The sequence below is a fragment of the Geobacter sp. 60473 genome, assembly GCF_036323535.1.
In the GTDB taxonomy this organism is placed as follows: Bacteria; Desulfobacterota; Desulfuromonadia; order Geobacterales; family Geobacteraceae; genus Geobacter; species Geobacter sulfurreducens.
In genome coordinates, this window is sequence record NZ_AP028967.1 from 2,818,498 (window position 1) to 2,831,141 (window position 12,644).

The 12,644-nt window shown below is 60.5% G+C and carries 13 protein-coding genes; 2 read left to right on the forward strand and 11 right to left on the reverse strand.

Annotation, left to right across the window (positions count from 1 at the left end):
• Window positions 1-261: 261 nt before the first annotated feature.
• On the forward strand, window positions 262-1,059 hold the full coding sequence (locus AABA48_RS12840) for an IclR family transcriptional regulator (protein ID WP_286350771.1): 798 nt from the start codon (window positions 262-264) through the stop codon (window positions 1,057-1,059).
• A gap of 28 nt (window positions 1,060-1,087) precedes the next feature.
• Here AABA48_RS12840 and AABA48_RS12845 read toward each other — a convergent pair whose 3' ends face one another.
• From AABA48_RS12845 to AABA48_RS12875, 7 genes are all read right to left on the reverse strand, one after another.
• The gene (locus tag AABA48_RS12845) at window positions 1,088-1,396 is read right to left on the reverse strand and encodes a hypothetical protein (protein ID WP_286350772.1); all 309 of its coding nucleotides are present in this window, start codon (window positions 1,394-1,396) and stop codon (window positions 1,088-1,090) included.
• Window positions 1,397-1,410: 14 nt separating this feature from the next.
• On the reverse strand, window positions 1,411-1,698 hold the full coding sequence (locus AABA48_RS12850) for a hypothetical protein (RefSeq protein ID WP_286350773.1): 288 nt from the start codon (window positions 1,696-1,698) through the stop codon (window positions 1,411-1,413).
• A gap of 73 nt (window positions 1,699-1,771) precedes the next feature.
• On the reverse strand, window positions 1,772-4,060 hold the full coding sequence (locus AABA48_RS12855) for a DNA translocase FtsK (protein ID WP_286350774.1): 2,289 nt from the start codon (window positions 4,058-4,060) through the stop codon (window positions 1,772-1,774).
• 2 nt (window positions 4,061-4,062) lie between these two features.
• Entirely contained in the window at window positions 4,063-5,748 is a 1,686-nt protein-coding gene (locus AABA48_RS12860) for a ribonuclease J (RefSeq protein WP_286350775.1), read from the reverse strand.
• A 6-nt stretch (window positions 5,749-5,754) separates the two neighbouring features.
• Complete coding sequence (locus AABA48_RS12865; protein WP_286350776.1) at window positions 5,755-6,156, reverse strand: hypothetical protein; 402 nt, start codon at window positions 6,154-6,156, stop codon at window positions 5,755-5,757.
• Window positions 6,157-6,162: 6 nt separating this feature from the next.
• Window positions 6,163-6,342: a hypothetical protein gene (locus tag AABA48_RS12870; RefSeq protein WP_286350777.1), complete on the reverse strand. Its 180-nt coding sequence runs from the start codon at window positions 6,340-6,342 to the stop codon at window positions 6,163-6,165.
• A 1-nt stretch (window position 6,343) separates the two neighbouring features.
• Window positions 6,344-7,048 (reverse strand): lysophospholipid acyltransferase family protein, encoded by a 705-nt coding sequence (locus AABA48_RS12875; protein ID WP_010943737.1) that lies wholly within the window; start codon window positions 7,046-7,048, stop codon window positions 6,344-6,346.
• Window positions 7,049-7,328: 280 nt separating this feature from the next.
• On the opposite strand from AABA48_RS12875, the gene AABA48_RS12880 reads away from it, so the two are divergent.
• Window positions 7,329-7,769, forward strand: a complete 441-nt coding sequence (locus tag AABA48_RS12880; protein WP_010943738.1) for a single-stranded DNA-binding protein — start codon at window positions 7,329-7,331, stop codon at window positions 7,767-7,769.
• Between the two features lie 103 nt (window positions 7,770-7,872).
• On the opposite strand, the gene AABA48_RS12885 is transcribed toward AABA48_RS12880, so the two are convergent.
• The 4 genes from AABA48_RS12885 to AABA48_RS12900 all read right to left on the reverse strand — a co-directional run bounded on the left by AABA48_RS12885 (window position 7,873) and on the right by AABA48_RS12900 (window position 12,422).
• On the reverse strand, window positions 7,873-8,781 hold the full coding sequence (locus AABA48_RS12885) for a transporter (protein ID WP_286350778.1): 909 nt from the start codon (window positions 8,779-8,781) through the stop codon (window positions 7,873-7,875).
• A gap of 346 nt (window positions 8,782-9,127) precedes the next feature.
• Window positions 9,128-9,832 (reverse strand): protein-disulfide oxidoreductase DsbI, encoded by a 705-nt coding sequence (gene dsbI / locus AABA48_RS12890; RefSeq protein ID WP_286350779.1) that lies wholly within the window; start codon window positions 9,830-9,832, stop codon window positions 9,128-9,130.
• Window positions 9,833-9,844: 12 nt separating this feature from the next.
• Entirely contained in the window at window positions 9,845-10,510 is a 666-nt protein-coding gene (locus AABA48_RS12895; RefSeq protein WP_286350780.1) for a thiol:disulfide interchange protein DsbA/DsbL, read from the reverse strand.
• 103 nt (window positions 10,511-10,613) lie between these two features.
• Window positions 10,614-12,422 (reverse strand): aryl-sulfate sulfotransferase, encoded by a 1,809-nt coding sequence (locus AABA48_RS12900; RefSeq protein ID WP_286350781.1) that lies wholly within the window; start codon window positions 12,420-12,422, stop codon window positions 10,614-10,616.
• Window positions 12,423-12,644 lie beyond the last annotated feature (222 nt).

Genomic DNA, 12,644 nt, shown 5'->3' on the forward strand with positions numbered 1-12,644 from the left:
ACCGGCTGAGTGGTCCTGTCTCGAAATGAATTGTGCTGTGGGTAGTCTGCTGGGTCAATCGGCGGAACGTGGTCGTACGGAATTCAATTAAACCGATTCCGTGGCATTTGTCAATAGCATTTATCTGCTCAATTACCTGTTGACGTAGACAGGACAGAGTCCTATAGTCCGAAGAATCAACGGTTTGGCGCGGGCTCTCTCCCGCGCCCCTCCCCGGCCCCATTGCCCGCAGGGGAATAATCCAACCAGAGGCGATCCACCGTGCAGAAAAAAGACAAGTCAGACTACATGATCCTGGCCGTTTCCCATGCGTTGGACCTGCTTGAGCAGTTTCATGCCGAGGACGCGGTCGAACTGGGCGTCACGGAGATATCCAGAAGGCTCAAGCTTCACAAAAACAACGTATTCAGGCTCTTGGCGACCCTCGAATCGCGCGGCTACGTGGAGCAGAACCCCATAACCGGCAATTACCGCCTCGGCCTCAGGACCCTTGAGCTGCGCCAGTCAATGATCCGCCAGATGGCGCTGCTCCCCTACGCCAAGCCGGCCCTCGAAGAACTCGTGAAGGAGTGCGAGGAAACGGCTTACGTGGCCGTTCTCAAGGAGAATCTGAGCGTCTACCTCTACGGCGTGGAGAGCCACGCCACGGTCCGGGTCGTTTCGCGCCTCGGCTCGCGCCTGCCGGCCTACTGCACCGCGGCAGGCAAGGTCATGCTCGCGGGGCTTCCCGAAAACGACCTCGAACGGTACCTCTCCCGGACGGAACTGGCCCCCTTCACCCCCAATACCATCGTTGAACGGGACAAGCTGCGGGAACACCTGAAAGAGGTGGCCGCCCAGGGACATGCCATTGACAATGAAGAGCTGGAAATCGGCGTCCGCGGCGTAGCAGCCCCCATCCATGACTACCGGTCGGTGGTGGTTGGTGCGGTGATCATCTCGGGGCCGGCCATGCGCTTCACGGATGACCTGATCCGCGACGAACTGACCCCCCTGGCGTGCCGGGCCTCCGAGGCCATCTCGGTGAAACTCGGGTATGCCGTGCCGGTGGGCCAGTGACGCCGCACCGCACCGCCCCCTGCACCCGTCACTCCCCCCTCCGTTGACCGACGCGCTTCCTGAGCGCTATCTGGGCGATCATGTCGGTCAGGATCACGCCGGCAACCACAAGAAGAATCACACCGCTCCCCCGGTAATAGCCGTAACAATTGAAAAACATGTACAGCGCGACCACCAGGCCGAGCATGCCGCGCATGCCGGCCGTGGAGTGCTCGGCGGCTTCCTCGTCAGGTGTGAAGTGGCGCATGAGCGCCGGCGCCGCGTGATAGCCCACGGCGGCGTCGGTAATGGTGAGCAGCAGATTGATTACAAAAAGGGGCAGCAGGAATTTGTCCATGGGAGCAGCGGCGATCAGTCCGTATTGTGATAGAGAAGGCGGTAAAGTAGCTGTTCATATTCGTCGAGCATCTTCCGAAGGGTACGCAACTCCTCGGGCGTATAGACTGCGGGCCCTTTGGCGATTTCCCGCTTGAGGCGCGCTATCCGCTGATAAATGTCGTCCTTCCGCTCGGGACAATTATCCTGATAGAGCAGACAGGTGTCTTTCCCCTGTGCCGGGGCCGGTCCGTCAGCCGGCACGGCGGGAGCGGCGGACATCAGTAGCAGCAGGGCCAACCCGACGACCTTTCTGTAGCTCATGGGACACCTCCTTTTTCCGCCCGGCGAGTTCCGGGCACCTGCCGCAAAAACGGCGGCCGGCGGTTCCTGCCCGTTACAGCTTGTTGATGAACACTTCCCTCGGCTTGCTTGTGCCGTCCGAAGGTCCGACGATCCCTTCCTGCTCCATCCGCTCAATGATGCGGGCAGCACGGTTGTAACCGATCCGCAGCCTCCGCTGGATCATGGAAATGGATGCCTGCCGGGTTTCCGCCACAAGCCGCACGGCATCGTCGTAGCGCTCATCCACCAGATCCTCATCGCCCTCGCCGTCCCCCTTGCCGCCGTCATCCTTCATCTCCAGAATTGACTTGTCGTAGACCGGCTTGCCCTGCTTCTTGAGGAAGTCGACCACCCGCTGAACCTCGGCGTCGGAGACGAAGGCGCCGTGAACCCGCTGCATCTTGGCGGTTCCGGGCGGCAGGAAGAGCATATCGCCCATTCCCAGGAGGGCCTCGGCGCCGATAGTGTCGAGGATGGTGCGCGAGTCGATCTTGGAGGATACCTGGAACGATATCCGGGCCGGGAAATTGGCCTTGATGAGGCCGGTAATGACGTCCACGGAGGGGCGCTGGGTGGCGAGAATCAGGTGGATGCCCGCGGCCCGGGCCATCTGGGCGAGCCGCGCGATGGACTCCTCGATCTCCCTGCCGGCCACCATCATGAGGTCGGCCAACTCATCCACGATAACGACGATATACGGCAGGTGACCGTGCTCCAGCTCGTCGTTCCTTGCCAGGAACTCCTCGATGGCGGCAGCCTCGTCGTCAGGGAGCTCCTCGGGCACATCCTCCACAACCACGGTTTCCTGGGCCTTAAGCTCCTCGGCCTCCTTTTCCAGTTTCTCGATGGTCCGGTTGTAGGAATCGATATTGCGGACCCCCTTGTCGGCCATGAGACGATAACGGCGTCCCATCTCCTCCACGGCCCACTTGAGGGCGAGAGCGGCCTTCTTGGGGTTGGTGACCACCGGCAGGAGCAGGTGCGGGATCCCCTCGTAAACGGAGAGTTCCAGCATCTTGGGGTCCACCATGATGATCCGCACGTCCCGGGGAGTGGCGGTGTAGAGGAACGACAGGATCATGGTGTTAACCGACACCGACTTGCCGCTGCCGGTGGCGCCGGCCACCAGCAGGTGCGGCATCCGGGCCAGGTCGGCCACCACCGGCGCGCCGGCGATGTCCTTGCCGAGGGCCAGGGGCAGCTTGCACTTGCTGGCATGAAACTCTTCGCCGCTGAATATCTCCCTGAGAAAGACCGTTTCCCGCTCCCGGTTCGGAATCTCGATCCCCACGACCCCCTTGCCGGGGATGGGGGCAACGATCCGGATGGAGAGCGACTGGAGCGCCATGGAGAGATCGTCGGACAGGGAGGCGATCCGGCTCACCTTGATGCCCGGGCCGGGCGCGAATTCGTACATGGTGATGACCGGCCCCGGGCAGATCTCCACTACTTCGCCGTCGATGCCGAAGTCCTTGAGCTTTTTCTCCAGAAGCCGGGCGTTCATGGTAAGGATGTCCCGGTCGACCTTCCGCTCGGTCGCAGGCGGCGAATCGAGCAACGAAAGGGGCGGGGTCCGGTGTTCACCCTCCACCTTGACGAAATCGAAGGCCTCCTGGAGTGGTGCCTGCTTGGCATCGTCCTTCTTTTTCTCCTTCTTGCGCACCGGTTCAGGCGGCGGCAGCGCAACATGGACCGGCTTGATCTCCGGCGCCTTTTTCTTCTCGGGCTTATCGCCCGCATCCATCAGCTGCCGGTTCAGCTCCTTCCGCTCCCGATGACGCACCCAGCGATCCCTGAGGCTCCCTACCCACCAGTCGGCGAACAGGACGAAGGAGAACCGCGACAGCACCATGGCCGAGGCGGCCAGAAGCGGCAGGATGATCAGCAGCGCTCCGGTGATTCCGAAATAGGTTTTGAGAAACGAGGCTGTCTTATATCCAACGGCGCCGCCCGTGAGAACCGGCTGGCCAAGGAACTCGGTCTTTGCCAGATTGAAGGCGAAAAGGGCCGCCAGAGACACCACGAGAGTCCCGAAGGCGATTCCCTTGTAGGCTTTCCAGCGAAGCTCCTTGAAGCGCAACAGCTTGTAGGAGAGAAAGAGGAGCCCTGCCGGGATGGCGTAGGAGGCAAGGCCGAGCACTTGGAGCAGCAGGTCCGACAGATCCGCTCCCAGTCTGCCCCCGAAGTTGTGGAGCTGGCCTTCCGACGAGTAGGTGTTGAAGGACTGGTCCCCGGCGTTGAACGACAGGAGCGCGATGAGAATGAAAACCCCCAGCGCGCCCAGGGCCATGCCCTGGATCTCCTTTTTCAGTTTTTCCTTTTTATCGATCTGTTCGTCCATGCCTACATTTCCAGGATAACCGGCAGGATCACCGGTCGCCGCTCTATCGTTTTATTGAAGAAGCGTCTCAGAATACGTCGCACTTCCTGCTTGACCTCGCCCCACTCACCCAGGGTTTCGATGCTCATGCCGGCCAGGAGGTCCAGGACGATCTTTTTCGTTTCGTCCAGATACTGCTGGCTTTCGTCCTCGAACACGAAGCCGCGGGAAACGATGTCCGGGCCGTAGATGACCTCGCCGGAAGCCTGGTTGATGGCGATGATCACCACCACCATGCCGTCCTCGGACAGGTGCTTGCGGTCCTTGAGAACCACCTCGCCCACATCGCCGATTCCCTTGCCGTCGATGTAGACCCGTCCGCTCTCCACGGTGCCGGCGATCTCACCCCGGCCGTCGGCGAAGCGGATCACGTCACCGTTCACCGCCACCAGACAGCGCTCCACCGGCACGCCGACCCGCTGTGCCAGCCGGGCATGCTTGACAAGATGGCGGTATTCCCCGTGGACCGGCACGAAGTGGCGGGGCCGCGTGAGGTTGAGCATCAGCTTCAGCTCTTCCTGGGATGCATGGCCCGAGACATGGACCTCCGAGACCTTCTCGTGAAAGACCTCGGCCCCCCGGCGATAGAGATGGTTGATGAGGTCGGAGATGGTCTTTTCGTTGCCCGGGATGAAACGGGACGAGAGGATGACCGTGTCGCCGGCCTCCAGCTTGATCTGCTTGTGATCGTCCATGGCGATGCGTGCCAGCGAGCTCATGGGCTCGCCCTGGGAGCCGGTGGTGATCATGCAGACCTGCTCCTTGGGAAGGTGCTGGAGTTCCTTCAGATCGGTCAGGACCCCCTCCGGCATCCGCAAGTAGCCCAGCTGTCGCGCGATGGCTACGTTCGCCACCATGGAGCGACCGTTGAGCAGCACCTTGCGGCCACAGCGGACCGCCGCGTCCACCGCCTGCTGGACCCGGTGGATGTTGCTGGAGAAGGCGGCCACGATAATCCGCCCTTCGCAGCGGGGGAAAATTTCGTCAAAGGCCTCCCCCACCACCCGTTCGGAAAGGGTGTACCCCTCGCGCTCCACGTTGGTGGAGTCGGCAAGGAGCGCCAGAACCCCCTCGTCCCCGTAGCGGGAGAAGGTGGCCAGGTCGGTCAGTTCGCCATCCACCGGTGTCTGGTCGATCTTGAAGTCACCCGTATGGATCACCACCCCTTCCGGGGTCCGAATGGCCAGGGCGCAGCCGTCCACGATGGAGTGGGACACCCTGATGAACTCCACGGAGAAGCAGCCGAGCGTCACCACGTCGCGGGGTTTGACGACGTTCAGCTCCACCTCCCCCTCCAGGTCGAACTCCTTCAGTTTTTCCCGAATGAAGCCAAGGGTGAGGGCCGTGCCGTAGAGAGGGAGCGAGAGCTCCTGAAGAACGTAGGGAAGGGCGCCGATGTGGTCCTCGTGGCCGTGGGTGAGCAGAATGCCGCGCACCCGGCCGGCCCGTTCCCGCAGGTAGGCGATATCCGGGATGACCAGGTCGATGCCCAGCATCTGCGGCTCGGGGAACATGAGGCCGCAGTCGGCGACGATGATGTCTTCGCCGTGCTCGTAGGCCATCATGTTGAGGCCGATTTCGCCCAGCCCCCCCAGGGGGATGATGCGCAGCCCCCCATTATCCGTAATTTCAGCGGGTGCCGTGTCCATGGAGTCTCATCTCGGCCCGCCGCGTCCGGCGAGCATCGCAATCTTCATATCGCACCGGGCAATCCATTCGCGGCCCGGCTGAACGAGCCACGCAGCCGCGTAAAAGGAGCTGCGCAGTGCCCGGTAGGCAATGAGCGCCCGCTCCGTGTCGCCGCCCCGCTCGAAGCCGGCGCCGATCTCCCAGAGCCGGAGGGCCGATCTTTCCACATGGGGTCCCAGGGGGGTGTACATGTGGAGCGCCGCCTCATAGGCCGATACGGCAGCCATGACATCTCCCCGGCCCATGGCCTCTTCGCCCCGCAGAAACTGGGTGCGCTGCCGCCACAGGGTATTCCCGGCGATGAGCAGGAACGAGATGACGGCAATCGCCGTCACATTGACTAAGACTGTTTTGGTTTGTTCAGTCATGGCAGCCTATCCGAAAAAATGCGGCACCACGGCCAGCAGAACGCCCATAAGGGCGGACACCACGCCGCCGAGCGCGGTAAGGGCAGCCGCCGCCCCCCAGGGCCGCCGGAGCCGGTGGGCCGCCGGAAGCCCCCACGCCGTCGCCAGGAGGCCTCCACCGATGAGGACAAGGGACAAGGCGAGCATCCTACCCCTCCAGCCCAGACTGAATGGCGGACCGCACCTGTTCCATGAGCGGCGTCCCCTTGAGGGCGCCGGCACCGGAGGTCGGAATCGGGGTCCCGAACCGGACGGCGATCCTGGCGCCCCGTACAAGCTTTACGGTGTTGCGCGGATTCACCTGCATGCTCCCGTTGATGGTGAACGGAATAATGGGCACCCCGGCCCGTTCGGCCAGGACAAATCCCCCTTTTTTGAACGGAAGGAGCGATCCGTCGGCGGTGCGGGTCCCTTCGGGGAAGACGATGACGCTGGCCCCTGCCCTGATCCGCTTTGCTGCGGCATCGAGACTCCGCAGGGCCTTACGGCCGTCGCTCCGGTCAACGGGGATGTAGCCTGCCCGTTGCATGGCGGCGCCGAACAGGGGGATACGGAAGAGCTCCTCCTTGGCGAGCCAGGAGAAGCGGCGCGGAATGGCCCGCGACAGGACGAGAATGTCGAAGTTTCCCTGGTGGTTCCCCATGAAGATGACCGGCTCTCCCGCCGGCACATTCTCGGTTCCGCTCACGTCGAGGCGCACCCCGGCCATCATGAGGCCGATCCGGCTCCAGGCGAGGGCACAGCGGTGGGCAAAGCCGCCACTGGCATCCACCAGGCTCCCCACAAGGGCCGCAAAGCTGAAGAAGCCGGAGAGCGGAATAAAAAAGGCGAGGTAAATCAGTCCGTTAAGCATTGGTGGCTCCGGGGAAATATCCGATTAACCTTACTGTTTTTTGGCAGGGGAGTCAAACCAATATACGACCGGCGGAACCTCTCGAAATCCCTTTGAACCTTCACCGGCGCAAATCTCCGGCCCGCTGAAACGGGGCCGTCACCCGGGGATTCCGGTGCTGCGGCCTTCTTCCGGCCGCCCCAACAATCCATTGAACAAAGCGGATGTTAGTGATAGGGTACCGTCGTTCTTTCGACGCTTTGATCACCAATCGCAATTCCCATACTCAGGAGGTCGCATTATGGCCAGTCTCAACAAAGTGATGCTCATCGGCAATCTCGGGAAGGATCCCGAGGTTCGCTACACGCCTGCCGGCACGGCAGTTGCCAGCTTCTCCCTTGCCACCACCGAAAAATTCAAGAACAGGAACGGCGAATTCGAGGAAAAGACCGAATGGCACAACGTGGTCCTCTGGGGCCGCCAGGCCGAAATCGCCGGTGAATACCTGGCCAAGGGGCGGACCGTTTTCATCGAGGGGCGGCTCCAGACCCGCAAGTGGCAGGACAAGGATGGTCGTGACCGCTGGACCACCGAGGTGGTGGGCGAGCGGATGCAGATGCTCGGCGGCAAGGGTGAGGGAGGGGGCGGACGCGCAGGCGGACGCGGCGGCCAGGAGAGCGGCTTCGGCGGCCCCTCCTATGACGAGCCGGCGTTCAACCCGGACGACGACATTCCGTTCTAGAGACCACCGACAACAATTCGTGTTACAGAGCGAAAAGAGGCTGCAAGCATGACACCTTGCAGCCTCTTTTCACGTGATCCGGAAGAGGCGGCCCGCCCCCCCCTTAAAGCAGATTGAACACCTTGGTCAACCGGAGCTCGAAACGGAATCCGTCGGACGGGGCAGTTCCTTCGTACCAGCGGGCAAACGGAAACGTTGCCAGCATCCCCACATTGACCCCCGCAGGCTTGTATTTGAACGCCATCCTCGGGCCGGCGTACCACTCATTTTTTGAATCCTTCTGCTTCACTCCACTTTTTTCGCTTTCGCCGTTCCACTCGAAGAGGGACTCGGCGCCAATATCGAAATAGTTGTTTACGGCATGGCTCCAGGAGGTGTTGCTGCGGAACCGGAGGGGCTTTCGATAATCATGGGAGCCCTCCGTAAAGGTGGCGATGGCGAGTTCCTGATCGAGGCGATGGGAGCCCAGGGCATAAGTGACCCCCACGCCGGCGGTGGCGCCCCATGCGTTGTTGCCAATGCTGTCCAGGCTCTTGCTGCTGGCGTCCGTGGTCGGAACGACAAGTCCCACGTCGACAGCCAGGCTGAGAGCGTCATTCCTGGATTGGTTCAGGAGCACCTTGTGCAGGGTCAGCGTGGTATCGCCGATCCAGTGCAACTCATCGGTTTTGCCCGTTGTCTTGTAATCTTTCTCGATGTAGTAGAACGGCGTCGCCGTACGGATGTCGAGGTCGGGCATAATGCCGTAGCGAAACTTCACGGTACCGAGGTTTTTGGTAAGCTTCACCTTCTCGTTGGCCTCACTTGCGCGATGACGCACACCATCACTCTCAGCGTACTGGTAGTTTAATACGGCGGCCAGCTTGCCCACCGGGAAATCAGAACCGGCCGGCCCGAAAACCGCCGCAGTCGGCCCAACGGGTTTGTGGACGGACACATCCGCGCCGGCAGGGTTGGCAACTGAACAGAACATCAACAGGCACATCGGGACAAGACGCTTCGCTCTCTTCACGCTACTCTCCTTAACAGATCGTTGTGGCCCGATTCGGGGCACGGGCGGTATTCACCGGCAACGGCAGTACGGACCATCCGGCAGGTGCCGCTGGGAACAGACCGCACAACCTTCCGCAAAGTCCCCACGAAAGAAGCTCATGGCCGGATATGCGAGCTGTTTCCACGCACAGAGCCACAAGGGCTTCCACGGCCAGCCGCATGGAGCTCCGGTAGACGTGCGGCCCCACCACTGCCTGATCAATCACAGTGGTGGCAGCACTCATCGTTGCTGGTTGTCTATAGCGGGGGAATCTCCTCCCGGGCCGGCAGGCCGACCCGGGGGGGATGAGTCGCGATGACATCAGTCATCGTGCTTGGGTTGAATAGGTATGCGGCGATGCGTCGTGGGCCTTGTGCTTGCGCCACAGGGTAAGCAGCCAGCATGCAGCGGCAACGGCGAGCACCAGCAGGCAGATGCCGAAGGTGATCAGGCAGGCCTGCGCCATGTTCATGAAATGCGAGGGCGGCCACAGGTACCAGCCATCCTGGTAGAAGTCGGTGATTGTTTTCTGCAGGTTGCTCAGCACAACTCCGTCAGGGATGATCGGGTTGTCGTAGCCGCAGTCCCCGGTCGGCTTGAACCATTCGGGAGACCACTTGTCCAGCGGCAGGTGAAACGGGAAGGTCGGCTCGGGATTGCATCCCTGCACGCCAAAGGGGTTGTCGCTGTGGGCTGCCTCGTGGATCTTGTTGAGCTTGAGGCTGTAGCCGATCCCCTGGATGGTCCCCCAGAAGGCCAGCGCGTATCCCACCAGCTTGAGGCCGATGTTTTTTGGGTAGATCGCCGCGATGATCCCGCCGCCTGCCATGCAGAAGAAGGCGAACCGGATGTACACGCACTGCTCGCACGGCCTCATGTAGAGCCAGATCTGAAACACCGAGTGGGCCAGAATGACCATGAACAGACTCACTGCGGCCATCAGGATCCACAGAAACCGCTTGTCCTGCCAGCCGGCTATCGTTTGTATCGGGGCGGCCTTGAATGAGTTATACATTTCCGTGGGCTTCACAACGCATCTCCTTTATTTGCTCTTGAGTTCGTTGATGAGCTTCAGCATGGAATCGACGGAGGTGATCGATTTGGTCATGATCAGATACTTGCCGTTGACGACGAATGCGGGCACGCCCTGGATCTTGGCGACTTCATAGGAGGCGTCCCACTCTTTCAGCAGCGCCTTGACCTTGGGGTCGTTCTTCTCTTTGTCGAATTCGGCTCTGGTCATGCCCACCGCGTTGAGGCCCGTCTGCAGGTAGGCGTCAGGCCCCGCGTCCCAGCGTTCCTTCTTGTCATGGTAGGCGTTGTAGTAGGCCATTTTGGCCTTTTTCAGGAGCGACTTCTCGCTGTAGAGGTCTTTGTCCTTCAGCCCGTTTTTCTGATCCCTGACCAGCAGGACGGCAAACAGTTCGCTTCCTTGCGGGCCATACTTGCCCTTTGTCTTAAGGTGAAACGGCCTGAATTGGAGATCAGCCGGCAACCGGGGCACCACCTTGGGGGTCACCTGCTTGTCATACTTGTAGCAGAAGGGGCAGTCGTAGCTGAAAACCTTGATCAGGGTGTTCTTCGCATTGGGAATCGGCTTTTGCAGCGTGACGTAGTCGCTCCCTTCGCTGAAGGCAAAGCAGGTGCTGGCCATCAACGCAACGAGCGCGAAACTTTTGACCAGTTTTTTTGCTATGTTCCCGTACATTTGATTTCTCCTTGTGATTCCTCTTTGTTAGTGGGCTTCGTTTTCCTTACAGGCTGCCCGCGAAGGAGCGGCCAGCTCCGTTGCGGGCAGCCTGTACGCTGTCTTAGTACTGGAAGAGAGCTTCAGGCTTTACCAGGTGGCTGCGGTAGTAGACCGCGGGCTTTTTGTCGTTGGACAGGACGATTTCCACCTTCACCTCACCGGTCTTCGGATCGACTTCGTTGATAACCCCCTTGGTGCGCTCCGGGGACAACAGGTGGACGTTACCGCTCAGCATCCAGTAGGTACCCTTCTCGGGGTCATACTTGACGTTGGAAGTTACCGGGCTGTACCAGTCCCACCCACGATCCTTGCCGAACTGCCATGTCTGCTGGACTGTCATATTTTTCTCGTCGATCTTGTACTCAACGGCCCGGGACCATTTGTCGCGGGGAATGGCCGGCTGCTCATGGCCGCGGCCATCGCCGTTATCGAACACGCTGATGGTGGCGTACCGCGCGTTGTTCTCACCCCGCTCGCTCAGCCACGCGGTGTGCTGGGTAAATGACCAGTCGAATTCCGTGTTGTTGCAGGTGGCGCCCGAGCAGTCGAGCTTGTTCCCTTTGCTGTCGACCGGGGTCAGCACCTTGGCCGACATATCCTTTGTCCAGCCGACATTGGGGGCCAGAATCCATTTGACCTGCTTGTCGCGCCCGACCTTGACGATGCCCTGGTGGCGCATGGAAAGGATGATCGAGTCGTCCTTCTTGTCGTAGCTGATACTGTTGATGTGCGCCCAGTTGCGGCCGGCACCGGTGGATGTGTTGTCGCCGAACGGTATGTCCTCTTTCACCTCGACCGGGTGCTCGGCACTCATGTCGATGTTCAGGCAGACGGCCCGGGCATCAAGACCGACGATCAGGTCCTTGCGGAACTGGTTCTTGCCCATGATTGAGACCAGGTCCCACTCTTCCACCACGCGCCCCCCGTCATCCACTTCAATGACGTGGTCCCGGACGGTGTGCGCCACCTCCTTGGTGCCGGGAATGTTGTAGTTGGTCTTGGCCACGCGGAGCAGCATGTGACCGTTGGGCATGGGGAGCACTTCGTGGCTCAGGTCGATGTAGCCGCGCGGAAGCTTGCGGACATAGGCCTGCTCACCCATGAGGGTGTAACGGAAGTACTTCTGGGCCATGCCGAACACCAAGTCGCCGTTGGGCATCTGGTGCATGCTCATGATGCGCCCCTGATCATCGATGGAGCGGCCGTACTTGTCGTAGAACTGCTCACTGTCGAAGAACCACCGGATCTCGCCCTTTGTGTCAACCATGTAGAGCTCGGCCGGCTCCAGCCATTCGCCAGCGCCGTGCACTTTATGGTCGGGACGCGCCCAGGCCCATTCCTTGCTGTCCGCGTTCCCCATCATGGTCAGCATGTAGAGGCGCCCCTCAAAGCCTTTGACCGCCTTTGCCGAATCGACTTTCGGCTTGACCTCGTAGCGTCCCTCCTGCATGCGTGCGGTGAAGGGGTTGGTCCTTATCTTGTAGATAGTGCTTACCTTCTTGCCGTCGAGGGTGTAGTCGACCTTGACCTGATTGACATAATCGTCATAGAGGCCGAATACGGGAATGCCATCGTGGTTCAGCACCGCCCCCTCCGACACCGGATAGGAGATGTCGACCCCCCCACCCGGCTTTCCCATAACCGTGACCGTGATGTTTTTGGGGTCCTTCCCTTCCCGCTCGATGATAGCGGTCAGGGGTGCAACCTTGTACGGGTTGACGATAACCTTCCCAAGCTCCCCCTGGGTTTCTTTCTTGCGCTCAAAGACGGCCGCGTGCCCCTCGGGAACATAGACCGCTGATATCCCCGTGAGCAGGACTGCGCCCAATGCGGCAGAAGAAACCACTCCTCGCAAAACGTTCTTGACCATGTGAACCTCCGTACCCTTTCGTTTTTGTCTTCCTGCCAACCGCTTATCCTTCACCATGCACCCTTTGTAGTTTATTTAACTAAACCGCAAGCAACAAGTCAAGACTTTTTTTTACTTATATATTTTGTTTGCGGACAAACTAAACTTAATTTACAATGTCACGAAATGGGGCAAGGGCATGAGACTCCCTTTTTCCAAATCGGGCAGTGCTCGGCTCCCAGT